The following is a 26,241-nucleotide window of genomic DNA, read 5'->3' on the forward strand; positions in this document are numbered from 1 at the left end:
GTGAGGGGGACTCTCCACGGGCGCATCTCTCATCCTCATTGCGGAACCGGCCCCTCACCCCGACCCTCTCCCCGCAAGAGCGGGGCGAGGGAGTAGAGAAGCAATATGGCGAAAGACACCACCGGGCGGCTGCACGTCACGGTCAAGAGCGGCGGCAAGCGAAAACTGTCGTCAAAACTCTGGCTCGAGCGCCAGCTTAACGATCCCTATGTCGCCAAGGCCAAGGCGATGGGCTACCGTTCGCGCGCGGCCTTCAAGCTGCTCGAGATCGACGACAAATATCGCCTGCTCAAGCCGGGCATGACCGTCGTCGACCTCGGCGCAGCACCCGGCGGCTGGAGCCAGATCGCGGCCAAGCGCACCGGTGCCGCCGACGGCAAGGGCAAGGTGGTCGCGATCGATCTCCTGGAGATGGGCGAGATCCCCGGAGTGACGTTCGCGCAGCTCGACTTCCTCGACCATGACGCGCCCGAAAAACTGATCGCGATGATGGGCGGCGGCGCCGATTTCGTGATGTCGGACATGGCGGCCAACACCACGGGCCATCGCAAGACCGATCAGCTGCGCATCATCGGCTTGGTCGAGACCGCCGCGCATTTTGCCGGCGAGGTGCTCAATCCCGGCGGGACGTTCCTGGCCAAAGTGTTTCAGAGCGGCGCCGACGCCGAGCTGGTGGGGCAGTTGAAGCGCGATTTCGCCAGCGTGCGTCACGTCAAGCCGTCCGCCAGCCGGCAGGATTCCTCCGAGCGTTATGTGCTGGCGACGGGGTTTCGTGGACAGCAGCAGCCGTCATCGTAGAGATTGTCATTGACGGAGGGAGACGGGACTCACCCCAGCTGCTGATCTCGCGCGCAGAACAACATTTCAGCGCGACCCGTTGGAACCTTGGCGCCTGGCCGGAGTCGACTCTATTGCTCCCGGCCAATGCCCCCCCAAGCCCACCGGGAGAAAACCCCCACCGGGTTGGCGGCCTTGGTGTTTCGCGCACTGGGGCCGTTTCTGGCGGGGCTGGAAAATCTGATATTGCAGGCGCATATCTCTCATATGGCGACCATTGTTCAATGCAAATGCGGCGCTGAGTACAGACGCACTGAAGAGAAGTTCTTGGTGCCGCATACGGGTGACGCGATCTGCACGGTCTGCGGAGCTGCGCTGGAATCGTGGCTGGAAGCGACCCACGTTCCCACATACGAACTTGTTGAACGTCCGGATCGAGGACAGCCAGGCGGAATGACCGGCCACCCCTAAGGGCCTGGCCGTGACCGGACGGCGGCTTGCAGTGTCCGTGCTTCGGAGACGGCTCGTTCGATCAACTAGCCGAGCCGTTGATCGCGCGCGTTCTGGGTGTCCTCGGTCGCTGCCTTGACGGCATCAGCGGCAGCGCGCTTCTCGGCGCCCTTGCGGCTCGAGATGTCGATCGCCTTGCGGCCGGCGATCTCGTTGCCGGCGTCAACCGGCATTTGCCAGAAGAACCAGGCGGAGGCCGCCGAGATCAGCGACACCACGATGAACGCCGGTCCAAACACATCGGCGGACAGCTCGGTCTGGTGATGCAGCGCCAGCGTGGTTTCGACGGAGAACGCGCCGACCGCGACGCCCGCGGACACCGCGAGCTGCTGGTTGACGCTGACGAGGGTGGTGGCGCGGCTCATCTGCGGCGCCTCGACCTCGGCATAGGCCACGGTGTTGATCGCGGTGAATTGCAGCGAGCGGAAGAAACCGCCGACCACCAGGATGGTGAAGATCAGCATCAGCGGCGTCGAGATCGTGAACAGGGCGCAGGCGGCGAGGAAGGCCGAACTGACCACCGCGTTGACGGTCATCATGTTGCGGAATCCGAAGGCCTTGATGATGCGCGCCGCCAGGGTCTTCATGCCCATGGCGCCGACCGCGGAGGCAAAGGTGACGAGACCGGACTGGAACGGCGACAGGCCGAAACCGACCTGCATCAGCAGCGGCAGCAGGAACGGCAGCGCGCCGATGCCGAGCCGGAACATGAAGCCGCCGACGATCGACGCCCGCATGGTCGGCAGCCGCAGCAGTCCGAAATCGAGCACCGGCGAACCGGTGCGCCGCGCGTGGATGATGTAGAGCGTCATCGACACCGTGCCGATCCCGACCAGCGCGGCGACGATCGGCCACGGCAACAGATTGAGGCCTGCGACCGACAGCCCGAAAGCGATGCCGGCGAGGCCGACGCCGGCCAGCACCAGTCCCACCAGATCGAAACGTTCGGGATCCTCGCTCTTGATCGGGTCGATGTATTTCAACGCCAGGAAGATGCCGAGCAGCCCGATCGGGATGTTGATCAGGAAGATCCAGTGCCAGGAGAAATAGGTGGTGATGAAGCCGCCGAGCGGCGGCCCGATCACCGGGCCTATCAGCGCCGGTACCGTCACCCAGGCCATCGCGTTGACCAGCGCGCTCTTGTCGACCGAGCGCAGCAGCACCAGTCGCCCGACCGGGGTCATCATCGCTCCGCCGAGGCCCTGCAGGATGCGGGCGAACACGAAATCGGTCACCGAGGAGGACAGCGCGCAGCCGATCGAGCCCAGCATGAACACGGCGACGGCGCCGGCAAACACGATGCGGGCGCCGAAGCGGTCCGCGGTCCAGCCGCTGGCCGGGATGAACACCGCGAGCGACAGCAGATAGGACGTGATCGCGAGCTTCAGCGTCAGGGGGCTGGTGCCGATATCGGCGGCGATCGCCGGCAGCGAGGTCGCGATCACCGTGGAATCCATGTTTTCCATGAAAAGCGCGGTGGCGACGATGAGCGGGATCAGGCGTTGCTTGTTCATCAAAATAGGACAGCTTTGCTGAAAAGGCGGGCGAGCGGGCCATATCATCCTGCCCCGGACCACGCTATTGCGGAACCGGGCAAACGCCCTAAATCCAGCGTGACGCTGCTATGCATCCGCCAGCGCTCGAGGTGTGCGCCGTGATCTACCTCCTTGCCGCTCTGCTGCCGCCGATCGGGCTGCTCCTGAACGGACAGCCGTTTTCGGCCATCTTCAATCTGGTCCTGATCGTGTTTTGCGCGATTTTCGGGCTGTTTTTCCACGTCTTGCTGCTGGTGCCGTCGGCTCATGCGGTGATCGCGGTCCACATGAAGCGCGAGGACCGGCGCCACCGCGAGGTGGTCGAGGCGATCCGCCGGCACGGGCCGCCGCAGGGATATCGCTAAGCAGGCTACCGAGCCCGCTGAACCGGCCCGTAAAAAGCCTGTGCATGGCTGGCAAACACTTTGATTCGTCATGCCGCCATGCTATCGACCAGCGTCAACCCCACCGATGGGCGCCGATTCGACGGTGACGCAGCGAGCGTCGCCGCAGGTAGCGCTCATCCGTAAGACCCTCGCGGCTGCGGCCGCAGATAAGGAGTTGGCAATGGCCACGGGATTTCAGGCTATCCGCGAAGCCTACACGTTCGACGATGTGCTTCTGAAGCCCGGTCTGTCCGACGTTCTTCCCTCGGAAGTCGATATTCGCTCGCGGGTCACCCGCGCGATCCAGCTCAACATCCCGATCATGGCGTCCGCGATGGACACCGTCACCGAGGCGCGGATGGCGATTGCGATGGCGCAGGCCGGCGGCCTCGGCGTCATTCACCGTAATTTCGATCCCGAAGGCCAGGCTGCCCAGGTGCGGCAGGTCAAGAAATTCGAATCCGGCATGGTGGTCAATCCGCTCACCATCGGTCCCGAGGCCACGCTGTCGGACGCGCTGACGCTGATGAAGGATCACGGCATCTCCGGCATCCCGGTCGTGACCGGTGCGGGCAAGAACGTGCCGGGCAAGCTGGTCGGCATTCTGACCAACCGTGACGTGCGCTTCGCAACCGATCCGCGGCAAAAGGTTTCGGAGCTGATGACACACGAAAACCTCGTCACGGTGCGGGAGGGTGTCGGCCAGGACGAGGCGAAGCGGATGCTGCACCAGCATCGCATCGAAAAGCTGGTCGTCGTCGACGACCAATATCGCTGCGTCGGCCTGATCACCGTGAAGGACATGGAAAAGGCGGTCGCCCATCCGCTGGCCTGCAAGGACGCGCAGGGCCGGCTGCGTGTCGCCGCCGCCACCACGGTCGGCGAGACCGGCTATGAGCGCACCGAGCGGCTGATCGATGCCGGCGTCGACGTCGTCGTGGTCGACACCGCGCATGGTCACTCGCGGCATGTGCTCAATGCCGTCAACCGCATCAAGCGGCTCTCCAACGCCGTTCAGGTCGTGGCAGGCAACGTCGCGACCGAGGGCGGCGCGCAAGCGCTGATCGATGCGGGCGCCGACTGCATCAAGGTCGGCATCGGCCCGGGCTCGATCTGCACCACGCGCATCGTCGCCGGCGTCGGCGTGCCGCAGCTCACCGCGATCATGGATGCGGTGGCGGCGGCAAAGAAGGCCGACGTGCCCGTGATCGCCGACGGCGGCATCAAATATTCCGGTGACCTCGCCAAGGCGCTGGCCGCCGGCGCCGACATCGCGATGGTCGGCTCGCTGCTCGCCGGCACCGACGAGACGCCGGGCGAAGTGTTCCTGTGGCAGGGCCGCTCCTACAAGGCCTATCGCGGCATGGGCTCGGTGGGCGCGATGGCGCGCGGCTCGGCCGACCGCTACTTCCAGCAGGACATCAAGGACACGCTGAAGTTGGTCCCTGAAGGCATCGAGGGCCAGGTGCCTTACAAGGGCCCGGTCGGCAACGTGATGCACCAGCTCGCCGGCGGCCTGCGCGCGGCGATGGGTTATGTCGGTGCGAAGGACATCAAGGACTTCCACGACAAGGCCGAGTTCGTCCGCATCACCGGCGCCGGCCTGCGCGAGAGCCACGTCCACGACGTGACCATCACGCGCGAAGCTCCGAACTATCCGGGCGGGGTGTAAGCACCTCGTTCGTCATTCCGGGTCGGTCCACGGGACCGATCCCGGAATCTCTTGACAGGGGACCCAGGTGACATGGTGAGCGACACGAACGTTCGGGCCGGCCAGTGCCATTGCGGCGCGGTGCGCTTCGAGGCGACGCTCAGCGACGGTTTCAGTTCGATCCGCCGCTGCACCTGCTCTTACTGCCGGATGCGCGGTGCCGTCGTCGTCATGGCGGAGATGGGTGGAATCAAGTTCCTGCAGGGCGAGGAGGCGCTGACAAGCTACCGCTTCCACACCGGATCGGCACAGCACTTCTTCTGTTCTCGCTGCGGAATCTACACGCATCATCAGCGACGATCGAACCAGAGCCTGTATGCCGTCAACGTGGCGTGCCTCGACGGCGTAAGCCCATTCGATTTCCCTGAGGTGCCTGTCATGGACGGCGTCAATCATACCAACGACACCGGCAAGCCAACGCGTCGCGCAGGCACCCTCCGTTTCATCCCGGCTGACTAGCAATCGCGCGGAAGCAAGGCGGACTGCCGCCCAATGACGGGTCCGCTCCGCGGCATGTTCCCGGCATGACGCTCGTCATTTCAAACAACATTTCAAACAGGCGCGCGCGAAACAGCAAATCCATCTCCCTTGCGGGGAGCTGGATTGCGTGACTACGTGTGCGCCACGAACCAACCACCCCAAGAGGAAAACATGTCCCAAGGAAACGCCCAAGGAAAGCGCATCGTTCTGGCCTCGCGACCGCATGGCGAGCCCACGCCGGCCAATTTCAGGCTCGAGGACTACACGCCGCCGACGCCAGGCGCGGGCGAAGTGCTGCTCCGCACCATCTGGCTGTCGCTCGATCCCTATATGCGCGGCCGCATGGCCGACGGTCCGTCGTATGCCGCACCGGTGCCGGTCGGCGGCGTGATGGAAGGCGGCACGGTGAGCGAGGTGATCGCGTCCAACAATCCCGCCTTTGCCAAGGGCGATATCGTGCTGTCGCGCGCGGGCTGGCAGACGCATGTGCTGTCCGACGGCAAGGGCCTCGCCAAGATCGATCCGAAGATCGCGCCGATCTCGACCGCGGTCGGTGTGCTCGGCATGCCCGGCATGACCGCCTATACGGGACTGCTCGAGATCGGCAAGCCGCAGGCGGGCGAGACGGTGGTGGTTGCGGCTGCGTCCGGCGCCGTCGGCTCGGCGGTCGGGCAGATCGCGAAGATCAAGGGCGCGCGGGCGGTCGGCATCGCCGGCGGCAAGGACAAATGCGCCTACGTCAAGAACGAGCTCGGCTTCGACGAGTGCCTCGATCACCGCGATCCCAATCTTGCGGCCAAGCTCAAGGAAGCCTGCCCGAAGGGCATCGACGTCTATTTCGAGAATGTCGGCGGCGCGGTGTTCGACGCGGCGTTTCCGCTGCTCAATGCGTTCGCGCGGATTCCGGTGTGCGGCCTGATCGCGCATTACAACGACACCGAGGCGCACGCCCCGAAATGGGCCGGCGCGATGATGCGCAACATCCTGACCAAGCGGCTGACCTTCCGCGGCTTCATCGTCAGCGACTTCGCTGCCATGCATGGCGACTTCCTGCGCGACATGTCGCAATGGGTGCGCGAGGGCAAGGTCAAGTACAAGGAGTTCGTGACCGAGGGCCTGGACAGCGCGCCGGAGGCCTTCATGGGCCTGCTCAAGGGCGCCAATTTCGGCAAGCAGCTGGTCCGGATCGGGCCGGATAAGGCCTGAGCGATAGCGTTTTCGAGCGAAGCCTGTCCCGGACTTGATCCGGGATGGGCACCGGTTCGCGTTAAGAAAACGCGTCAAAACGAGGCATTCCAGCTCCCGTTCCCCGCAACAGAGTATCAAAAACGCCACAATGGCGGGCCTTTGGGGGCTTTTCGGCCCCCATTTGCTTGACGGGGACCCGGAGCAGTTGATTCAATATGGCTATATTTCAGGTGTAGCCATGGTTTTTGAAGCGATTGTTTCCGGGGTCATTCTCCTCGCCCTCGGCTATTGGGCGACGATGTTCGTCATGGGCCGCCGCGACGACGTCTTGCATGGAAAATTTGTCGAGGACGAGCCGGCCGCCGAGCCGGTCCGCTTCATGCCGCAGGTGCCGCGCATACGGGCCACGCCGGCGGCGGCACAGCCGAACAAGGACTCGCTGCAGGCGCTGCTGACCGTCATCAAGCAGGATCTGCATGACGCGGCGCGGAGCTGAGACGGCTCACGCCGGCTGCTTGCCGAGCAGCATGTCCAGGTCGACATCGACCTGGCCCTTGGCCCTGACGTGGCGGACTTCAAAACTGTCCGGCTGGAAGCGGTATTCGACCAGACCGGTTTCCTTGATGCCGATCACTTCCTGCCTCGCATCTGAGATGATGAAGCCGGCCGAGGGCGCCCAGATCTGTCTGACATGCTCGAACGTGTAATCGCGGCGCTGGTGCACGTGGCCGCTGCCGACCAGGCGCCAGTCGACCTTGCCGAACATCTCGATCAGGCGGCGGCGCGCCGGCTGCGGCACGAAACGGATTGCGGTCTCGACGCGCTCGGCATCGTAGGGAACGTCGAGATACAGCGGCTTGTGCAGAAACAGCGCGACCGGTCTGCCGACGGCCTTGTCGAGCGCGCCTGCGAGCCAGTCGAACTGCACGGCCTCGCTGTCGAGGCCGGTGTTCATGATCAGCGAATTGAGGCCGATGAAGCACCAGCCGGCGGCGTCGAAATGCCAGCGATCCTCGCCGAGCACCGAGGTGAAGGCGCGGCGCGTCTCTTCGGTCGGCAGTTGCGCCGGCTCCGGGCCGACCGCGGTCGGATTGTCGCCGATGTCGTGATTGCCCGGCAGATAGAGGCAATCCACCGGCAGCGCGCTGTGCAGTTCCTTGGCGAACACCAGATCGTCGCGGCTGGTCGGCCCATCGAACGCGACGTCGCCGGAGTTGAGCACGAGATCGGGACGCGTCGCGTCGATGTGCTCGCTGACGCGATGAAAGTTGTCGACGAGCGGCTTGAAGCGACGCGCGAGGTGGGTGTCGGAGATTTGGGTCAGGCGAAACTGGGGCATGCATCGATCCTTTCGGCCGAATTATAGTGTCGGCGCGAAGTCGGAACGATGACGATTTCAGCGAGTTCTTCGCCGCTCTGTTTGATGCGTTGTTTGATGCCTTGTTTGATCCGGCGGCGCAGGTCGCTAGATCGCAAGCTGCTTGTCCGCGCGGATGGGCAGGGCAGGCGGACCGCCGCGACCTCCGAGCAGCCCGGTGTTCGGCGGGTTTGTTCCCGTCACGGCTGGCAATGCGTTGAGCCCGAGATAGGCGAGCGCCTCGTGCCCGATGTCGTAGGCCGCATAGCCGAGCAGGCTGAGCACCAGCGCCGTGGCGAGGCTGTGCCTGAGGATGTCGCGCGTCGAGCGATAGCCGCTGCGGAAATAGACCGAGAGCAGGATCGCGGCCAGGAGCGCTGCGGCGACGCCGGCGAGCCCCGACAGCACCATGCCGAGCCCGCCATCCGCCGCGTCGTCGAACCAGCCGATGCCGGGGTCGATCGCCTTCAATAGGGAAGTGACGAGATCGCCGAGGCCTGCGGCCGCCAGGGCCGCGCCGTCCAGGATCGGGGTGATGATGCCCATCGCGTCAGCCGTGAGGAACTGAAACCGCCATTATTCTCGGGAGTTGGTCACCCGGGCTCGGATGATGGTTCAATGGGTGACCCAGGCGCGTTATTGGCGCGCTTCATTGTCAGGAGCGGCCGTGGCGGCTAAGAGGCGGCCGGACGCCCGGCTTAAGGGAGATTCTTGATGTCGGTTCAAATGGTTCTGCTGCCGGTCTTCATCCAGATTGGACTCACCTTCGCGCTTCTGCTTGGGATGGCCACGCTGCGCACGCGGACGCTGGCGAGCGGTGAGACCAAGATGGCCGATATCGCGCTGCGCCAGCCGAACTGGCCGGAGCGCGCCACCCAGCTCGGCAATTGCTTCGCCAACCAGTTCGAGCTGCCGGTGCTGTTCTATGTCCTGATCGCCATTGCGCTGCCGCTGCGCCGTGCCGATCTGTTCATCGTGCTGATGTCCTGGGTGTTCGTGGTGACGCGGTTTGCCCATGCGGGGGTATTCGTCACCTCCAACGACGTGCGGCCGCGCTCGCTCGCCTGGTTCGCCGGCGTGCTGGTGCTGGCGGCGATGTGGCTGTATTTCGCGCTCAAGCTCCTGCTGCTGATTTGACGCGCCCAACCGAAAGAGATCGATGACCCCCGCTGCCCGGCTTTCCGCCGCGATCGAGCTGATCGCTACCATCGACGCACAGCGCATTCCCGCCGCGAAAGCGCTGAAGGAATGGGGCACCGCGCACCGCTATGCCGGCTCCGGCGATCGCGCCGCGATCTCCGGCCTGATCTGGGACGTGCTGCGCCGGCAATCCTCCGCGGCCTGGCTGATGGACGACGACAGCCCTCGGTCGCGGGTGCTGGGCGTGCTCAAGCTCGAGCGCGGCATGGACATCCCGACGATCTCGGCGCTGTGCGACGGCGGCCGCTTTGCGCCGGATCCGCTGACCGCGGCCGAGAAGGCTGCATTGGCCTCGCGCTCGCTCAAGGATGCGCCGGCGCATGTCGCCGGCGATTATCCGGGCTGGCTCGATCCGTATCTGGCAAAAGTGTTCGGCGATGACCGCGCCGCGGAGGCGACCGCGATGGCGAGCCGCGCGCCGCTCGATCTGCGCGTCAACACGCTGCGCGGCAAGCGCGAGAAGGTGCTGCCGCGGCTGTCGCATCTGGGTGCGAAGGAAACGCCGTGGTCGCCGCTTGGCCTGCGCATCGAGCTCGGCGCCGATGCGCGCAATCCCGGCATCCATGCCGAGGAGGATTTCATCAAGGGCGCCATCGAGGTCCAGGACGAGGGCTCGCAACTCGCCGCTTTGTTCTCGGCGGCCAAGCCCGGCGAGCAGGTGATCGATCTCTGCGCCGGCGCCGGCGGCAAGACGCTGGCGCTGGCCGCCATGATGGACGGCAAGGGCCGGCTGATCGCGACCGACAGCGACAAGCGCCAGCTCGTGCCGATCCATGAGCGGCTGTCGCGCGCGGGCGTGCACAATTGCGACGTGCGCACGCCGCGCGGCGAGGAGGAGGTGCTGTCCGACATCAAGGCCTCCGCCGACGTCGTGCTGATCGACGCGCCGTGCACCGGCACCGGCACCTGGCGCCGCAATCCCGACGCCAAATGGCGGATGCGCCCCGGCGCGCTCGAGGTGCGGCTGAAGGATCAGGCCGAGGTGCTGGCGCGCGCCGCGCCGCTGGTCAAGTCCGGCGGCCGGATCGCCTACATCACCTGCTCGGTGCTGGCCGAGGAGAACGGCGAGCAGGTCAAGGCGTTCATCGCGCGGCATCCGGAGTTCTCGGTGCAGCCGCCGGAGCAGACCGCATCGGTGCTATGGGACAAGGCCGAGCCATTTGCGGAAGCCGCGTTGCAATCGGCGGAGGGCCTGCTGATGACGCCGCGCCGCACCGGCACGGACGGGTTCTTCGTCTCGGTGCTGAAGAAGGCGTGACGCTTTCTCCGCCGTCATTGCGAGGAGCTCGCGACAAAATTGCGAAGCAATTTTGCGCGGTAGCGACGAAGCAATCCATGGCTCCGCACGTGCGGCGCGATGGATTGCTTCGCTCCGCTCGCAATGACGACTTGAGTAACCTACGCCTCGGAGCACGCACCCGCCGGCACCGGCGTCCTGCTCACCACGATGACCCAGTACAGCAGCGCGCAGGTGCTGATCGCAGCGCCCAGCGCGCAGACGCCGAGCCAGCCCGCGGCGGCATAGGCCATCGTCGAACAGATCGCGCCGAGCCCGCTGCCGATCGAATAGAACACCATGTAGACGCCGATCAGGCGGCTCGACGCCTCGGGGCGCGCCGCGACGATCAGGCTCTGGTTGGTGACGTGGATCGCCTGCACCGCGAAGTCGATCATGACGACGCCGGCGAGCACCAGCCACAGCGAAGCGTGCAGGCAGGCAATCGGGGCCCAGCCGGCGAGCATCAGCAGCAGCGACAATCCGGTGGTGCGCTGGCCCCAGCCGCGATCGGCGAGGCGGCCGGAATTGCGCGCCGCCAGCGCGCCGGCGAGGCCGGCAATGCCGAGCATTCCGATCGCGGTGTGCGACAGCGACAGTGGCGGCGCGGCGAGCGGCAGCACGACCGAGCTCCAGAACGCGCTGAAGCTCGCGAAAATCAGCAACGCGAATACGGCGCGCTCGCGCAGCACCGGCTCCTCGGCGAACAGCGCGGCCGTCGAGCGCAACAATTTGGCGTAGGACGCGCCGGCCATCGGCCGCGGCGCATGGCGCGGCAGCGCGCGGGCCAGGAGTGCCGCCAGCACCAGCGTCAGCGCGGCCGACGTGAGATAGACCACGCGCCAGCCGGCGAGATCGGCCAGCGCCCCGGCGGCAAAACGTGCCAGCAAAATGCCCGACACCACGCTGCTGGTGACGGTCCCGATGGTGCGGCCGCGGTCGGCCGGCGCGGCCAGCGTCGCGGCGTAGGCGACCAGCACCTGGATCACGACCGCGAGCAGCCCGACCAGGACCATGCCCGCGAGCAGCATCGCGGCGTTCGGCGCGGTGCCGACGATCGTGAGCGCAATCGCCGATAGCGCGGTCTGGCCGACGATCAGCCTGCGGCGGTCCCAGAGGTCGCCGAGCGGCACGATCAGCACCAGGCCGAAGGCGTAGCCGATCTGTGTGAGCGTCACGATGCCGCCGATCACGGCCGGCGTGATGGCAAGATCCCGCGCCATGGTGTCGAGCAGCGGCTGCGCGAAATAGATGTTGGCGACGCTGAGCCCGCAGGCGACCGCGAACAGCAGCACCACGGCGGGTGGCAGCGCACCTGCCGTTGCGTGGCCCGCCTTGTGATCCTCCTTAGCCGGTCCCACCTCCGCCGGCCGGGCCTTCATCACGGTCTGGTTCGTCATCTTGCCTCCGCTGCAATTCGCAATCTGGTCTTATGATGAGACCAGTTGCGCCGGGGGCTGTCTAGTCCTATTTTAAGACCAGATCGAAATCGTGATCGAGGGAGGTGGAGCGCGATGCAGCGGACCGGATTCGCAAAGGCGGACTGCCCGGTGGCGCGCGCGCTGGATGCGATCGGCGACTGGTGGTCGCTGTTGATCGTGCGCGACGCGTTCGACGGCCTGCGCCGGTTCGGCGACTTCCAGAAGAACCTCGGCATCGCCAAGGGCATGCTGACGGCGCGGCTGCGCAAACTGGTGGAGCTTGGTGTGCTCGAGCAGGTCGCGGCCTCCGACGGCACCGCCTACCAGGAATATGTGCTGACGAAGCGGGGCCACGACCTGTTCCCGATCGTGGTCTCCTTGAGGCAATGGGGCGAGGCGCATCTCTATGCGCGGGGCGAAGCGCATTCGGTGCTGCTGGACCAGGCCGGGCAGGCGGTCGGGCAACTCGTGCTGCCGTCGAAGAGCGGCAAGCCGCTGAGCTGGGCGGATACCAAGGTGAAGAAAGTTGCGGCGCGGAGGCGGTGAGTGCGTGCCCCATGCGCAGGCGTCATCCTGAGGTCCGAGCTCTTGCGAGCCTCGAAGATGGGGATGGAGCCGGGCCGTCGCCCTTCGAGACGCGCTACGCGCTCCTCAGGGTGACGGATGACATCTACTCAATCCACAATAAACAGCGTCGCGCCCGTCGCGGTCGATGAGCGGTGCGCGGCGTCGCCGAAATCGGAGACCCGGTAGCTCATGCCCGGCTTCAGCGTGAATTTGCGGCCGTCGCGCAGCTCGGTGTCGAGCTCGCCCGTGACGACAAAGAGCACATGGCCGCGATCGCACCAGTGATCGGCGAGATAGCCTGGCGAATATTCGACCATCCGCACCCGCAGCTCGCCGATGTTGAGCGTGCGCCACAACGCTTGCCCGGTCTCGCCGAGATGCACGGTGGGTTCGACCTGGCTCCAGTCGGTGACGGTGAAGGGCAGGGTCGGGATTTTCATGGGCGGGGTCCTCAAGCTCGGTATCGTAGGGTGGGTTAGCCGAAGGCGTCACCCACCAACTTTCTCGTCGTGTGGCTCGGTGGGTTACGCCTTGGGCCTTGGCTCGTTGAACAACCGCCGACGCGATCGGCTAACCCACCCTACGATTCGACTGCAGCCTCAACCCACCAGATGGTTCGCCGAACCCTGCCTGATCTTGCCTTCGACATCGAGCCTCAGATACTCGCAGATCTTCTTGCCGCGTTCGTTCTGATAGAACACGACGACGCTGTCGGGCGAGACATAGAGGTCGATCAGCTCGAAATGCAGCTCGGGCAGCTTGGCGAGCGCGGCGCTCCAATAGGCCCGCAGCTGCGCCTTGCCGCGCACGGTGCCGGAGGGACCGAAGCCGAACGCCGGGATCCGATCGGAGGCCATTTCGGTATCCTCCGAATACATCGCCAGCACGCGCTCGAGATCGCGCGCGTTCCAGGCGGCGATCCAGTCGTGGCCGAGCGCTGCGAGGCGGGACGGTTCGTGAAAATCTGGCATCGGTTTCCTCCCATTGGTTCTGGCCAAATTAGGTCAATAATACTGACCTATATCGATTTGTCCATGCCCAAAGAAGAATGTGGGCGCCCCGCGATGCGCGGTTGCGGGGGCGGGCGGTGTCGCGTATCTGCTTGCCATGACAGCCCAGCACACAGCCCATGACGCGTCGGCGCCCACGGTGGCCTCGGCGCATGACAAGATTCTGATTGTCGATTTCGGCAGCCAGGTGACGCAACTGATCGCCCGCCGCGTCCGCGAGATGGGCGTCTATTCCGAGATCGTGCCGTTCCAGAAGGCGGAGGCGGCCTTCAAGGAGATGAAGCCGAAAGCGGTGATCCTCTCCGGCGGGCCTGAGTCCGTGCACGAGACCGGCTCGCCGCGCGCGCCGCAGCTGATCTTCGAATCCGGCGTTCCCGTGCTCGGCATCTGCTACGGCCAGATGACCCTGGCCGCTCAGCTCGGCGGCGAGGTCGAAGGCGGGCATCACCGCGAATTCGGCCGCGCCGATGTCGAAGTGAAGACCGACAGCCAGCTGTTCGACGGCGTCTGGGGCCACGGCGAAAAGCATCAGGTGTGGATGAGCCATGGCGACCGCATCACCAGGATGCCGCCCGGTTTCTCGGTGGCCGGCACCTCGCCGAACGCGCCGTTCGCTATCATCCAGGACGAGACGCGCAAATATTACGGGCTGATGTTCCATCCCGAGGTGGTGCATACGCCCGATGGCGCAAAACTCTTGCGCAACTTCGTCCGCAAGGTCGCCGGCCTGACCGGCGACTGGACCATGCGCGCCTTCCGCGAGGAGGCGATCGAGAAGATCCGCGCCCAGGTCGGTAGCGGCAAGGTGATCTGCGGCCTGTCCGGCGGCGTCGATTCCGCCGTGGCGGCGGTGCTGATCCACGAGGCGATCGGCGACCAGCTCACCTGCGTGTTCGTCGATCACGGCCTGCTGCGGCTCGACGAGGCCAAGACCGTCGTCGACCTGTTCCGCAACCACTACAACATCCCGCTGGTCCATGTGGACGCGTCGAAAGAGTTTCTCGGCGAGCTCGCAGGCGTCACCGACCCCGAGGTGAAGCGCAAGACCATCGGGCGCCTGTTCATCGACGTGTTCGAGGCGGAAGCGAAGAAGATCGGCGGGGCGCAATTCCTGGCGCAGGGCACGCTTTATCCCGACGTGATCGAGAGCGTCTCCTTCACCGGCGGCCCGTCTGTCACAATCAAGTCGCACCACAATGTCGGCGGCCTCCCGGCGCGCATGAACATGAAGCTGGTCGAGCCGCTGCGCGAATTGTTCAAGGACGAGGTGCGCGTGCTCGGCCGCGAGCTCGGCCTGCCCGAAGTGTTCGTCGGTCGCCACCCGTTCCCGGGCCCGGGGCTTGCGATCCGTTGCCCCGGCGACATCACCCGGGAAAAACTCGACATCCTGCGCAATGCGGATGCGGTCTATATCGACCAGATCCGCAAGCACGGCCTCTATGACGCGATCTGGCAGGCTTTCGCCGTGCTGCTGCCGGTGAAGACCGTCGGCGTGATGGGCGACGGCCGCACCTACGAATACGTCGTCGGTCTCCGCGCCGTCACCTCGACCGACGGCATGACCGCCGACTTCTACCAGTTCGACATGAAATTCTTAGGCGAAACCGCGACGCGCATCATCAACGAGGTGAAGGGCGTGAACCGGGTGGTGTACGACGTGACGAGCAAGCCGCCGGGGACGATTGAGTGGGAGTGAGATCACTCGCAAAAGCAAATCCCATGATAACTTCTTGGAGCGTTGCCACGAAGACCAGATAGATTCGGGGAGGTCGAGCCGAAGAAGCTATGGGATTTGGCGTATTCATTCATCGGTCGGACTCGATCTACGACGATAGCCCAGCGGAGAGGTATCAATTCCCCGGCCAGTATTTACGCCGCGTTCAGGCCTGTGTCGGTGACTGGATTGTCTACTACGAGCCAAGCAAAGTGGCCGAGACAAAAGGTTACTTTGCGATCGCGAAGGTTCGTCACGTCATCCCCGATCCTGGCGTTTCCGGGATGTACCTCGCGCTAATCGACCCGGGAACCTATCTCGACTTCGCAAACCCGGTCCCCTTCAGCGGGGCATCGGGGCCAGTAGAGCGAGGTGTTCTCAATGAGCAAGGACGCATTTCCGGACGGGCTCAATCTGCGGTTCGTCCGCTCTCACCTGAAGATTTCGCCAGAATAGTCGAACTGGGCTTCGAGGAGGATGTGCCTCTGTTGCCGCGCTCCGACAATGACGTGCCGTCCCTTGATATTGGCGAAGGAGCACAAGCGCCCTTCATATATGACCAGCAACGCGACCGTGTAAGCGTTACCATGTCGAGGATCATGCGCGACCGGGTTTTTCGGCGTGTGGTTCTGCGCGCCTACGACGAACGGTGCGCGATCACAGGACTAAAACTGATCAATGGAAGAGGGCGCGCCGAAGTCGCTGCCGGACACATTCGGCCAGTGGAGGCAGGCGGGCCGGACATTGTCAGCAACGGGATCGCGCTTTCAGGGACCGCCCATTGGATGTTTGATCGCGGTTTGATCAGCTTGGCTGACAATTTGGAAATATTGATCTCGCGGCAGACAAATGATCCGCAAGGCATACGATCAATAATTAACAAGTCAGGACACGCGTTTGGGCCGCAACGCGTGTCTGACCGTCCGCATCCACATTTTTTAAGATGGCACCGTGAGAATTGCTTCAAGCAATGAGCGCGTAGGGTGGGGCGAAGCGTAATCTACCACTTCATGGATTGGTGCGCAGGAGGCGGGTTGCGTGTTGCTAACCCGCCATCCCGGCAATCCTGCCATGTCATTACGTGTCGCGATGGGGCGCCGCGCCGGTCGAACTGCTAAGCAGCTCGACCGATCGATGCGCGATGGCGCGATCAATACGGACCCGGTTCGCAGGGAACATTATCGCCGGTCCACGGCGCGGTGGCGAATGAACCGACGCGCGGTGCTGGAATGCACGCGCGCCCGTCAACGTAGACGGGCTCGGACGGCGCGGCGGCGTTGGCCTCCGCGACATGGCGGGACATGGCGTGGGTTTCGCGCGCGATCGCCGGCGACGCGATCATGGCAACCGCGATCAAAGCAGCCGACAACAGTTTGACGTTCGTCATTGTGTTTCTCCGTTTTTGTTGAGGGGGCCAAGGAGCCTGGCCTCGTCAGATAATTGTGCGCAGCAACGGCGGAGTTAAATGCAATCCTCACTCACGCCGGCTCAACGCTGCGTGAGCCATGAGGTCGTTGCCGTTGTATTGCAACGATACACACCATCACCGAAAGACTGGATGAACGAAACGTAATCCGTCACATCGCTTGCGCGGCGAACGCCAACGTCTGGTGACGCTGTTTTCCGGACGAACGGTCACCGACCAAACTTGAAACAAAAAGTAACGGTGATTTCACTCGCGCCGGACGGAATTATATGAGATGATGCAACCAAGGGTCAACATCGTGCATCTTCACCGGCGAGAGGGCGACATGAGCGAGCAAGTGATCGAAGCGACGACAAGTCCGGCACAGATCGTTCAGCAGGCGGCCGCAGATTATCTCACTATCAGCAACGCGCCCGGCTGCTGCATCGCGGTCTATGACCAAAAATCGTTCGGCACCAAGGGCTATGTCTACCCCAAGGGACTATCGGGCGTTGCCGGCTCGTCGCCCGCGCCATTTGCTGTCACGACCGACACGGTGTTCGAGATCGGATCGGTGACCAAGGTCTTCACCAGCACGTTGCTGGCGGTGGCCATCGAGGCGGGTGGGCCATTTCTTGACAACCCCGTCGGCCCGTATTTGAACGCTGGCAACCATTTCAGCCCGAACCCGGTGGGAACGCCGGTGCTGGACGCCATCACGCTCCAGCAATTCGCGACCCATACATCCGGCATGCCGGAGCAGCCGGGAGACGGCTTGACCGGCTACAGCCAGCAACTGTTTGCGGATGAGCCGCCCTCCAGCGAACTCGTCGCGTGGTGGAATCAATACGATATGGCGCCGTCGGGCTGCTGGCAGTATTCCAATATCGGCTTCGTGACGCTGGGCTTTGCGGTCACGCAGATGTTTGCGAAAGACGAGGGCCACAACTACAACGAGATCCTGGCCGAATACGTCACCGGTCCGCTCGACATGAAGCAAACCGGGGCCGTCGTCAATTCATCCTGGAAGATCGCGCAGGGATGTATCGGGCATTGGAGCAAGAGTTCTGTGCCGCCATATCCGATCGTGTTCGACCGCAATACCCCGACCGGCGACTCGGCTTTTGATCTGAAGTCCACCGGAGACGACATGGTCAAATTTCTTGCCGCACAGATCGCGGCTCCGAACGGGCCGATCGGGAAGCAGATCGCGCTCACGCAGCAGAACCAGGGGACATTCCCCATCTGCGCGAACAAGAAGAAAAGCGTCACCATGGGCCTCGCCTGGCAACTTTCCACCGACACGCAAGGCCATACCGTCTTCACCAAGAACGGCGCGACGAGCAGAGGCGGCTTTGAAGCGATCGTGATCGTCGTGCCGGAGCTGCAATGCGGTGTGGCGGTGCTGGGCAATCAGTATTTCGATGCGTCGGGCGTGCATCCCGCGGGGATCGCGCCCGAAAGCACCGCGCTGAAGATTATCTCGCAGCTTCATCCGGGATTCGAACTGACCGAACCGCTGGCCGAACGCGAGCCGTCTGACTAGCAACGTAGCCCGGATGGAGCCAACGGGTCGCGCGAATACGCGCCTGATGACAGGTGAAGCGCGCAGGGCGGGTTGGCCGGGGAGGCGTGACGCACCAGATCGATCATCGAGGATTACGGTGACAGTGCATTTAACTATCGCTCGCCAACGAAGGCTTGCGAGTTGAATGCACCGTCACCGTAATTCGACGTTTTGGGACCGTACTTCTCGGGCCAAATCACACGGTCGTCGATCGATTACTGCTCCTTCTTGAACAAATCCTGGAAGATGAGCGGACCCCAAATGCGGCCGTGTGCGTGCACCAGCGCGCCACCCTCGTTGAGCTTTCCGAGTTTCACGGGTGCGAACCCTAGTTGCTTGGCCATGGCCGCCACCGGAGCGATCGCGTCCTCGTCGTCACCAGACAGAAAGATCACCCGGTGGCCGCCCTCGACGATCGGATCGGCGGCCAGCTTGGCCGCGCCCAGATGATTGAAACCTTTCACGAGCTTGGCGCCGGCGAAAGCCTTCGCGACGAAGGCGGAGGACGGGAGACCGTGCAGCTCTTCAGGGACCGGAAACGCGTTCATCGCGTCGATGATCGTCTTGCCTGTCCAGCTCGGCAGGGCCTTCGCAACCTCGCGATGCTCCCCGAACGGGACCGCCAGGATGATGGTGTCGGCCTCGAGTGCATCCCGCAGCGACTTGGCGACAACCGTGGGTCCAATCGCCCGAGCCTGCGGCGCCAACGCCTCGGGCGGCCGGCGGCTCGCGATGGCTACCTCGATGTTCTTGCGGGCGAAGGCGCGGGCGAGGGCCTGGCCTATCGCACCGAATCCGACAATCGCATAGCTCATCATACTTCTCCGATCTGTGTTGATGTTGATGTTGATGCCCCGGTCATTCAGATGGCCGAGAAGCCGCCGTCGACAGACAACTCCAACCCATTCACGAAGCTGGAATCGTCAGAAGCAAGAAACACCGCGACCGCCGCGATTTCCTCGGGACGACCCATCTTTCCCCGTGGAATCAGGGATTCGAACATCCGCTTCGCTTCCTCGGTGAGAACCTGGTCCTGCATCGGCGTGGCGATCGGCCCCGGGTGCAGCACGTTCACCCGGATATTCCTGCCTTTCAGTTCGTTGAGCCAACCGCGTGCGAATGCGTGCAACGTCGCCTTGCTCGCCGCATACACGCTGTAACCAGGAAAGCCTTTGATCGAAGCAACTGACCCGGTCATGAAGATCGATCCGCCATCGTTGAACAGCGGCAACGCCTTCTGGACCGTAAACAGAGTGCCGCGCGCATTCAGGTTGAAGGTCGCATCGAAATGCTGCTCGGTAATCTCGCCCAGTGGGACGGCTTCGCCGATGCCGGCGCTCGCGTACAGGACGTCGATCCTGCCCTTTTCCCGCTTGACCGTGTCGAACAGACGGTCGAGGTCGTCGAGATTGGCTGCGTCGCCGCGCACGCCGGTCACGTTCCGGCCAATCAGCTTGACGGCCTCGTCGAGCGCCTCCTGCCTTCGGCCCGTGATGAAGACATAGGCGCCTTCTTCAACGAACCGCCTGGCGCTCGCCAGCGCCATGCCGCTCGATCCACCCGTGATGACTGCAACCTTACCTTCAAGCTTTCCCATGACTTCTCCTTCAAATTCCGTCTTTGGTCGTTCGGGGAGGCTCCCCGAGAACCTCGAGATGGGTCCGCCGGCGTCAGGCGTTGAGTGCGGAAGCGCGCACATCGGTGGTGCGAAATCGATCCGGCTGGACGAGTACGCCAGCCGCAACGATCGGTGTCCGCCGTTCGGAATTGGGCTGCGCTTGTCGGCATGGGCTATGATAACTGCCCGTGCTACCCACATACGGGATGCCGTTTGATGTATTGGACACAGGCTTTGGAAGGCACACCCCGCGGTGCCGGATTGCACCATGATCGACTGGGATGACGTTCGCTACTTTCTGGCCGTCGCGGGCGGAGGCTCGGTGCGAGCTGCCGCCGAGCGCCTCGGTGTGAACCACTCGACCGTGCTGCGACGCATCGCCCAGCTCGAGGAACGGCTCGGGGTGCACATGTTCGAAAAGCTGCCTTCGGGCTACCGCCTGACGGCCGCGGGCGAGGAGGTCCTCGAGTTCGCGGAGCAGATGGAAGCGTCGTCGCACCTGCTGGAGACGCGCGTCTTCGGGCGCGACCAGAGCGTGCGCGGGCTTTTGCGGGTGACGCTGGCACCGCCGCTTGCGACACACCTGCTGATGCCGGACTTCGCCGATTTCGCGCTTCTGCATCCGGACATCGAGATGGAAATCTTGTCGTTCGGCGAGCTGGCAAATCTGACCAACCGAGAGGCCGACGTCGCGATTCGCGTCGTCTACGACCGCAAAACCCTGCCACTCAATCTTCACGGCCTGAAGGGACCGGAGCTGTTCGGCGGCGTCTACATGTCCCGCGATCGACTAGCGGCGTGGCGCGCCGGCACGCCTGATCCCATCCGGTGGATCGTCATCAGCATTCATGGCATTCCGGATTGGGCCAGCGAGGGCGAGGTTCGCACGACGGGGGTTCCATTCAGGACCACGGACGCCGAGGCGCAGATCGTTGCTGTACGGCAAGGGCTCGGGATTACGACACTGCCGTGCTTCGTCGGAGATGCCGACCCCCTGCTGGTGAGGGTGCCGGGCACCGACCTGCACATGTACGGAACGCTCTGGCTTCTCACGCAGGGCGAGACACGCAAGACGAAGCGCGTGCGCCTCTTCACGGAGTTCGTATCCCGCAGGCTCGCCGCGTACGCGCCGCTTCTCGCCGGGCTGTCGATATCGCGGGACTGACGCCCGGTGGGTCGGCGATGGCGCTTGCCGTACTCTGGTCGGAAAGCCGAGCTGAGATCGTTCCAGGCGCCATCGCGGTCAATCCCCCGTGCTGACGGTCGTCTTCGAGTGGGAGTAGGCGTCGCCGCCCCACTGCGGTCCGATGTTCGGACCATCTATGCCGGCAGAAGACCAGCGGCGCGATAGTTGTCGATCATCGAGTCGTAGAGCGAAATATCGGAGCGGCTTCTGGCGATGAGCTGCGCACCGGCAATTGCGGCGAAGATGGCGCGGGCCCGCTGTGCGCTCTTCCTCGAATTGACCAGGCCCGCGGCCACCAACAACTTGCTCAGCCACGCGACGTTGACGTCGGCAAAGGTCTGGACCTCCTTCCTCACCGCGTCTGGAAGATCGTCGACTTCCGCGGACATGAAGCTGCACAGGCACATGCGATTGTTGCTCTCGAGCGCTTTGCGAAACACATCGGGATATCGACGCAGGCAGCGGACAGGATCCGTCGCCTCTGCCAGTATCGACTCGAGTTGGGCGGCGGTGTCCTCCCAGTATCGCCGCGCGACAGCTACGCCGAGATCGGCCTTGCTCGGGAAATGGTGATAGATGCTGGCGGCCTTGATCCCGACCTCGTCGGCGAGATCGCGGAAATTCAAGCCGCCATAGCCGCGCGCCTGCGCGGTCCGCTTTGCTGCCGCCAAGATGGCTTCCCGAGCGCTTGAACTCACTTTGTCTTCTCACTGCTTCGTTATCTACCAAGTGACAGGTAGGGCTTGACCAGCCAGATGTGAAGTATTCATATCGGACCTACCAAGTGACAGATAGGCAAGATTGGAGTTATGATGAACATCTACGATTGGCCGACCGGCCCATATCCGGCCCGCGTTCGCATCGCCCTGGCCGAGAAGAACCTGCGGTCGCGCGTGCAGTTCGTCCTGGTCGATCTCTACAAGGGCGAGCACAAGAAGCCGGAATTCCTGGCCAAGAACTACTCGGGCACGCTGCCGGTGCTCGAACTCGACGACGGCACCTTCATTGGCGAATGCACGGCCATTACCGAGTACCTTGACGCGCTTGATGGCGCGCCGACGCTGACCGGCAGGACGCCGCGCGAAAAGGGCGTGATCCACATGATGAGCAAGCGCGCCGAACTGGAACTGCTCGACGCCATCAGTGTCTATTTCCACCACGCCACGCCGGGTCTTGGGCCTCATGTCGAGATCTATCAGAATCCCGAATGGGGATTCCGCCAGCGCGACAAGGCCCTCAGGGGGATGCACTATTTTGACGGCATTCTGAAAAGACAGCCGTTCGTCGCGGGCGAGGCGTTCACAATGGCCGATATCACCCTCATAGGCGGCTTGATCTTCGCGGGACTCGTAAACGTGCCGGTGCCGGTGGAATGCGAGGCTCTTTCGGCATGGTATGTAAGGATGCAGGAGCGTCCCAGTGTCAAGAACCGGATAACGATGTCCGAGCCGATCGAGGAATCTTGATTGAAATCGTCGTCTGCGAACAACTGCTCGACCGGCAAGCATAGCCCGGATGCAACGACATTCTGGCGTTTCCGATCAGCACATCGTTGGTATCCCGCATGTCGCTCCGCTCGTGCGGGATATGCGGCGGAACGACATCATGCGTCGACTGCAACGGAATCCACGCGAGACGCCCCCCTGATCAAGCGGTCGGTAGCTCGCTTGTGTTCACCGCGAGCTGTGCGGCGAAAGCCCGCTTGTAAGCCGGCCGGGCTTCGCCGCGGGCGACGTAGGCGGAAAGGTTCGGATATTCGTCGAGGATGCCGGACATTCTCAGCCTGAGCAGCACCGACACCATCATCAGGTCGCCCGCGCTGAACGTGCCATCGAGCCAGTCGGCATCGCCCAGGCGGACGGAGAGCTGCTTCAGCCGGTCGCGAACGCGATCCACGACCAGGGGCAGGCGCTCCCTGGTCCATGGCTTGTCGCTCTCCAGAATCCTGGCGGTGACGAGTTCGAGGATCGGCGGTTCGATCGTGTTGACCGCGGCAAACATCCAGGTGATTGCGCGGGCGCGGGCATTGGCATCGCCGGGCAGCAGGCCACCATGACGCTCGGCGATATGGAGCACGATCGATCCGGTCTCGAACAGCGCGAGATCACCTTCCTCATAGGTCGGTATCTGGCCGAACGGATGCAGCGCCAGATGCGCCGGCTCCTTCATCGCCTGGAACGAGACAAGGCGAACCTCGTAAGGCTGGCCCACTTCTTCCAGCGCCCAGCGAACGCGCGTATCGCGCGCCAGTCCCTTGCCGCCATCGGGCGACCGTTCGAAGGCGGTGATGGTGGGGGTCATCGTTTCTCTCCGTGTCCTTGCCTGGTGTCCCGAGGACGAGCGGGCGGCGCGTGTCACGACAGCCGATCCTGGAATCTTTCGACGCTGTTCGCGTGCCTGAGTTGCCTCGACGCAAATCAAATCTGGTTTCCCCGCCTGCGACAAATCACCCCGACGGGCAACTCACCAAAACCTGTCAATATTAGCATAAGAAAATATTCCGCTTGGCGTTTCACCCAACTCAGATGTTCAATCTGTGCGTCTCACCCGACACGAGGGGCGCTTCGCGATCGTCACGAACGTGGGTCGAGATGCGGTGGACGCTGATTGCGCAACTGACGAGTGCGCGTGACGCGGACGGCGAAATCGTGCAGGCCTGACGCCCTAGTGGCAGGTGTCCTCTCGCAAGACGCGAAAGCGTTTTTGCGAAGGCGGTGACAAAAAAGCCCAGTCTCGCCGGGGAGAGCACGTATAAGCCGTAACCCATCGCGCAGGGAAGGCCGGGATGTTCCCGGTTACACCTGTGGTCCTACCCCCGTGCTTACCTCATTGCACGGGGCCCATGGGTGCGATCGGCACCCGGTCTTCCCTGCGTCCTCTGTCTCAGAGAGGGCGGAACGAAGAGCAAAGCTCGGGCAATTCATGTCGCGAGAATACGAAGGTACGTCTCCATCCTCAGCTGTCATCGCCCGGCTCGATGTTTAGACCGGGCGATCCAGTACGCCGCGGCTTCTCGGTTCAAGCACTGGCGTCTCCGGATCGCCGGTCAAGCCGGGCGATGACGCCGAACAAGCTGTTTGACGTTTTGAATCGAGAGCCATCCATCGCCGTCGTCCTGGCGAAAGCCAGGACCCATTACCCCGGATGAGAATTGTCGCGCGACGTGGGGGCATGATCCGGTTCATCATCAAATTCGGTGGTTATGGGTCCTGGCTTTCGCCAGGACGACGGTGGTGTGTGCGGAGGCGTGTCGTCACAAACGCAGTTCCCGCAGATTATTTTCGTCGGCCTGTCGGCTGGCGTCTTCGCCAAGCGTCCTTCGCACAAACCAGGAGACTGCAAATGACCGATCTCGTCACATGCCTTTGGTTCGATCAGGGCCAGGCGCGCGCAGCGGCGGAATTCTATGCTGCGACTTTTCCCGACAGCCATGTCGATGCGGGGCATGTCTCGCCGATACCTGGAATCGGGCAGGGTGATGAACTGACGGTGGAGTTCACCGTGCTCGGCCGCCGCTTCGTCGGGCTGAATGGCGGCTCCAACTACACGCCGAACGAGGCGGTCAGCTTCATGGTGCTCACCGACAGCCAGGAGGAGACCGATCGCTACTGGAATGCGGTCACTTCGAACGGCGGCAAGGAATTGCCATGCGGCTGGTGCCGGGATCGCTGGGGATTTACCTGGCAGATCACGCCGCGGCGGCTGCTCGAGCTCGTCAACGGATCCGATCGCGCCGCCGGACGGCGCGCGATGGAGGCGATGATGACGATGAAGAAGATCGACATCGCCGCGATCGAGCGGGCGGCCTCGGCGTAATCCGCTTGGTGGAATGATTTGGCCCGGACGCGACAGTCACGTGTCCGATCGAGACAGCGTAGGGTGGATTAGCCAAAGGCGTAATCCACCATCGTCTCAACGAGCCGTAGGCGTCATGGCGGGTTACGCTTTCGCTAACCCGCCCTACCCCAATGGTAGGCTCGCCGCGACGGTCACCCCGGCGCAAACGCGGGATGTGCCCCTTGCCACTGCGTGATACGGAGTTCGCATCGCAGCTCTGGAGCCCGCCTTGATGTCCGTCGCAGCCGCCGCCACTCCGCAACAAACGCCCACCGCCGCCGAGAGCGATCCCGAGACGCTCGGCTGGATGCAGGGCTTTCCGCCGCCGCAGGACAAGACGATCACATTCCAGGACGGCTCGTTCCGCAGCTTCCCCGAATTGCGCTGGGCCTGGAGCAACATCCGCCAGCTGGTGCCGACCGTGAATGTTTGGCGCGGGGCGGGGCCGGCGTCGGTGCTACCGCGTGCAGATCACGACATCGGCGCCTCCGCGTCGGTGACGATGGACGGCCGCCCGCAGACGTTCGCGCGCATGCTTGAGGAGAGCTACGCCGACGGCATCGCCGTGCTGCACCGGGGCAAACTGATCTACGAGCGCTATTTCGGCGCGTTGAAGCCGCACAAGCCGCATATCGCGATGTCGGTGACGAAGTCGTTCACCGGCGTGCTCGCTGGCTTGCTGGTCGCCGAGGGCAAGATCGATCCGCGGGCGCCGGTCACCGACTCTGTACCGGAGCTGAAGGCAAGTGCGTTCGGCGACGCGCGCGTGCACGAGGTGATGGATATGACCACGGGCCTCAAATACACCGAGGTCTATACCGACAAGAATTCCGACGTGTGGGGACTGCGGCGCGCCAACGGCATGGCGCCGATCCCGGCAGGTTATGAGGGCGCCACCAACATCTTCGATTTCCTTTGCGCGCAGCAGAAGCAGGACGGGCACGGCAAGGCCTTCGCCTACAAGACCGTCAACACCGACGTGCTGGCCTTCATCTGCCGGCGCGCCAGCGGCATGACGCTGTCGGACCTGCTGTCCGAGAAGATCTGGGCGCCGATGGGCGCGGAGGAGGATGCGCATTATCACGTCGATCGCATCGGCACCGAAAGCGGCGGCGGCGGGCTTTCGACGACGCTGCGCGATCTCGCCCGCTTCGGCGAGATGATCCGCAGCCACGGCCGATTCAACGGCCGCCAGATCGTGCCGTCAACGGTCGTCGAGGACATCGCGCGCGGCGGCGATCCCGAAAAATTCAAGCCGGCCGGCTACACCACCTTGCCCGGTGCGTCCTACCGCAATCAGTGGTGGGTGACGCATAATGCGCACGGCGCCTACATGGCTCGCGGCGTGCACGGCCAGGGCATCTATATCGATCCGAAGGCCGAGATGGTGATCGCGCGCTACGCCTCGCACCCGATGGCCGGCAACGCCGCCAACGACCCGGTGACGCTGCCGGCGTACATGGCGCTGGCGAAAGATTTGATGGCCGGAGGGTGAA

At 63.8% G+C, this 26,241-nt stretch carries 27 protein-coding genes; 16 read left to right on the forward strand and 11 right to left on the reverse strand.

Annotation, left to right across the window (positions count from 1 at the left end):
* The first annotated feature begins 105 nt into the window (after window positions 1–105).
* Window positions 106–798, forward strand: a complete 693-nt coding sequence (locus AC066Y_RS19155; protein WP_478275239.1) for an RlmE family RNA methyltransferase — start codon at window positions 106–108, stop codon at window positions 796–798.
* A gap of 515 nt (window positions 799–1,313) precedes the next feature.
* On the opposite strand, the gene AC066Y_RS19160 is transcribed toward AC066Y_RS19155, so the two are convergent.
* Entirely contained in the window at window positions 1,314–2,801 is a 1,488-nt protein-coding gene (locus tag AC066Y_RS19160; RefSeq protein WP_478275240.1) for a DHA2 family efflux MFS transporter permease subunit, read from the reverse strand.
* Between the two features lie 140 nt (window positions 2,802–2,941).
* Here AC066Y_RS19160 and AC066Y_RS19165 point away from each other — a divergent pair, with 140 nt between their 5' ends.
* From AC066Y_RS19165 to AC066Y_RS19185, 5 genes are all read left to right on the forward strand, one after another.
* Window positions 2,942–3,187 carry a hypothetical protein gene (locus AC066Y_RS19165; RefSeq protein ID WP_478275325.1) on the forward strand — a complete coding sequence of 82 codons (246 nt, stop codon included), beginning with the start codon at window positions 2,942–2,944 and terminating at the stop codon, window positions 3,185–3,187.
* A gap of 202 nt (window positions 3,188–3,389) precedes the next feature.
* A complete protein-coding gene (gene guaB, locus AC066Y_RS19170) occupies window positions 3,390–4,880 on the forward strand; it encodes an IMP dehydrogenase (protein ID WP_478275241.1) in 1,491 nt (496 codons plus the stop codon).
* A gap of 72 nt (window positions 4,881–4,952) precedes the next feature.
* A complete protein-coding gene (locus tag AC066Y_RS19175) occupies window positions 4,953–5,378 on the forward strand; it encodes a GFA family protein (protein WP_092113193.1) in 426 nt (141 codons plus the stop codon).
* A 192-nt stretch (window positions 5,379–5,570) separates the two neighbouring features.
* The gene (locus AC066Y_RS19180) at window positions 5,571–6,605 is read left to right on the forward strand and encodes an NADP-dependent oxidoreductase (RefSeq protein WP_478275242.1); all 1,035 of its coding nucleotides are present in this window, start codon (window positions 5,571–5,573) and stop codon (window positions 6,603–6,605) included.
* A gap of 220 nt (window positions 6,606–6,825) precedes the next feature.
* A complete protein-coding gene (locus tag AC066Y_RS19185) occupies window positions 6,826–7,083 on the forward strand; it encodes a hypothetical protein (protein WP_478275326.1) in 258 nt (85 codons plus the stop codon).
* 6 nt (window positions 7,084–7,089) lie between these two features.
* Here AC066Y_RS19185 and AC066Y_RS19190 read toward each other — a convergent pair whose 3' ends face one another.
* On the reverse strand, window positions 7,090–7,926 hold the full coding sequence (locus tag AC066Y_RS19190) for a metallophosphoesterase family protein (protein ID WP_478275243.1): 837 nt from the start codon (window positions 7,924–7,926) through the stop codon (window positions 7,090–7,092).
* Window positions 7,927–8,052: 126 nt separating this feature from the next.
* Window positions 8,053–8,490 carry a hypothetical protein gene (locus AC066Y_RS19195; protein WP_478275244.1) on the reverse strand — a complete coding sequence of 146 codons (438 nt, stop codon included), beginning with the start codon at window positions 8,488–8,490 and terminating at the stop codon, window positions 8,053–8,055.
* Window positions 8,491–8,658: 168 nt separating this feature from the next.
* Here AC066Y_RS19195 and AC066Y_RS19200 point away from each other — a divergent pair, with 168 nt between their 5' ends.
* Window positions 8,659–9,081, forward strand: a complete 423-nt coding sequence (locus AC066Y_RS19200) for an MAPEG family protein (RefSeq protein ID WP_478275245.1) — start codon at window positions 8,659–8,661, stop codon at window positions 9,079–9,081.
* A 22-nt stretch (window positions 9,082–9,103) separates the two neighbouring features.
* Window positions 9,104–10,402: an RsmB/NOP family class I SAM-dependent RNA methyltransferase gene (locus AC066Y_RS19205; protein WP_478275246.1), complete on the forward strand. Its 1,299-nt coding sequence runs from the start codon at window positions 9,104–9,106 to the stop codon at window positions 10,400–10,402.
* A 140-nt stretch (window positions 10,403–10,542) separates the two neighbouring features.
* Here AC066Y_RS19205 and AC066Y_RS19210 read toward each other — a convergent pair whose 3' ends face one another.
* Complete coding sequence (locus AC066Y_RS19210; protein WP_478275247.1) at window positions 10,543–11,820, reverse strand: MFS transporter; 1,278 nt, start codon at window positions 11,818–11,820, stop codon at window positions 10,543–10,545.
* Window positions 11,821–11,934: 114 nt separating this feature from the next.
* On the opposite strand from AC066Y_RS19210, the gene AC066Y_RS19215 reads away from it, so the two are divergent.
* Entirely contained in the window at window positions 11,935–12,387 is a 453-nt protein-coding gene (locus tag AC066Y_RS19215; RefSeq protein WP_478275248.1) for a winged helix-turn-helix transcriptional regulator, read from the forward strand.
* 128 nt (window positions 12,388–12,515) lie between these two features.
* On the opposite strand, the gene AC066Y_RS19220 is transcribed toward AC066Y_RS19215, so the two are convergent.
* Window positions 12,516–12,848, reverse strand: a complete 333-nt coding sequence (locus AC066Y_RS19220; protein ID WP_478275249.1) for a DHCW motif cupin fold protein — start codon at window positions 12,846–12,848, stop codon at window positions 12,516–12,518.
* A gap of 159 nt (window positions 12,849–13,007) precedes the next feature.
* Entirely contained in the window at window positions 13,008–13,379 is a 372-nt protein-coding gene (locus AC066Y_RS19225) for a nuclear transport factor 2 family protein (RefSeq protein WP_478275250.1), read from the reverse strand.
* 136 nt (window positions 13,380–13,515) lie between these two features.
* Here AC066Y_RS19225 and guaA point away from each other — a divergent pair, with 136 nt between their 5' ends.
* Together guaA and AC066Y_RS19235 are read left to right on the forward strand one after the other, a co-directional pair.
* A complete protein-coding gene (guaA, locus tag AC066Y_RS19230) occupies window positions 13,516–15,114 on the forward strand; it encodes a glutamine-hydrolyzing GMP synthase (protein ID WP_478275251.1) in 1,599 nt (532 codons plus the stop codon).
* An 89-nt stretch (window positions 15,115–15,203) separates the two neighbouring features.
* Window positions 15,204–16,106, forward strand: a complete 903-nt coding sequence (locus AC066Y_RS19235) for an HNH endonuclease (protein WP_478275252.1) — start codon at window positions 15,204–15,206, stop codon at window positions 16,104–16,106.
* A gap of 176 nt (window positions 16,107–16,282) precedes the next feature.
* Here AC066Y_RS19235 and AC066Y_RS19240 read toward each other — a convergent pair whose 3' ends face one another.
* Complete coding sequence (locus AC066Y_RS19240; protein ID WP_478275253.1) at window positions 16,283–16,519, reverse strand: hypothetical protein; 237 nt, start codon at window positions 16,517–16,519, stop codon at window positions 16,283–16,285.
* A 364-nt stretch (window positions 16,520–16,883) separates the two neighbouring features.
* Here AC066Y_RS19240 and AC066Y_RS19245 point away from each other — a divergent pair, with 364 nt between their 5' ends.
* Window positions 16,884–18,083, forward strand: a complete 1,200-nt coding sequence (locus AC066Y_RS19245) for a serine hydrolase domain-containing protein (protein ID WP_478275254.1) — start codon at window positions 16,884–16,886, stop codon at window positions 18,081–18,083.
* Window positions 18,084–18,319: 236 nt separating this feature from the next.
* Here the strand turns inward: AC066Y_RS19245 and AC066Y_RS19250 are convergent, their stop codons facing one another.
* Together AC066Y_RS19250 and AC066Y_RS19255 are read right to left on the reverse strand one after the other, a co-directional pair.
* Window positions 18,320–18,919 carry an NADPH-dependent F420 reductase gene (locus AC066Y_RS19250; RefSeq protein ID WP_478275327.1) on the reverse strand — a complete coding sequence of 200 codons (600 nt, stop codon included), beginning with the start codon at window positions 18,917–18,919 and terminating at the stop codon, window positions 18,320–18,322.
* 47 nt (window positions 18,920–18,966) lie between these two features.
* Window positions 18,967–19,701, reverse strand: coding sequence for an SDR family NAD(P)-dependent oxidoreductase (locus tag AC066Y_RS19255; protein WP_478275255.1), 735 nt, complete (start codon window positions 19,699–19,701; stop codon window positions 18,967–18,969).
* 289 nt (window positions 19,702–19,990) lie between these two features.
* Between AC066Y_RS19255 and AC066Y_RS19260 the strand changes: the two genes are divergently transcribed.
* The gene (locus AC066Y_RS19260) at window positions 19,991–20,887 is read left to right on the forward strand and encodes a LysR family transcriptional regulator (RefSeq protein WP_478275256.1); all 897 of its coding nucleotides are present in this window, start codon (window positions 19,991–19,993) and stop codon (window positions 20,885–20,887) included.
* 155 nt (window positions 20,888–21,042) lie between these two features.
* Here AC066Y_RS19260 and AC066Y_RS19265 read toward each other — a convergent pair whose 3' ends face one another.
* Window positions 21,043–21,606 (reverse strand): TetR/AcrR family transcriptional regulator, encoded by a 564-nt coding sequence (locus AC066Y_RS19265; protein WP_478275257.1) that lies wholly within the window; start codon window positions 21,604–21,606, stop codon window positions 21,043–21,045.
* Between the two features lie 114 nt (window positions 21,607–21,720).
* On the opposite strand from AC066Y_RS19265, the gene AC066Y_RS19270 reads away from it, so the two are divergent.
* Window positions 21,721–22,374 carry a glutathione S-transferase gene (locus AC066Y_RS19270; RefSeq protein WP_478275258.1) on the forward strand — a complete coding sequence of 218 codons (654 nt, stop codon included), beginning with the start codon at window positions 21,721–21,723 and terminating at the stop codon, window positions 22,372–22,374.
* A gap of 181 nt (window positions 22,375–22,555) precedes the next feature.
* On the opposite strand, the gene AC066Y_RS19275 is transcribed toward AC066Y_RS19270, so the two are convergent.
* Window positions 22,556–23,209 (reverse strand): glutathione S-transferase family protein, encoded by a 654-nt coding sequence (locus tag AC066Y_RS19275; RefSeq protein ID WP_478275259.1) that lies wholly within the window; start codon window positions 23,207–23,209, stop codon window positions 22,556–22,558.
* Between the two features lie 1,041 nt (window positions 23,210–24,250).
* Between AC066Y_RS19275 and AC066Y_RS19280 the strand changes: the two genes are divergently transcribed.
* On the forward strand, window positions 24,251–24,724 hold the full coding sequence (locus AC066Y_RS19280) for a VOC family protein (protein WP_478275260.1): 474 nt from the start codon (window positions 24,251–24,253) through the stop codon (window positions 24,722–24,724).
* A 253-nt stretch (window positions 24,725–24,977) separates the two neighbouring features.
* A complete protein-coding gene (locus tag AC066Y_RS19285; protein ID WP_478275261.1) occupies window positions 24,978–26,240 on the forward strand; it encodes a serine hydrolase domain-containing protein in 1,263 nt (420 codons plus the stop codon).
* Window position 26,241: the final 1 nt, after the last annotated feature.

It is taken from the genome of Bradyrhizobium sp. USDA3010 (genome assembly GCF_056429065.1).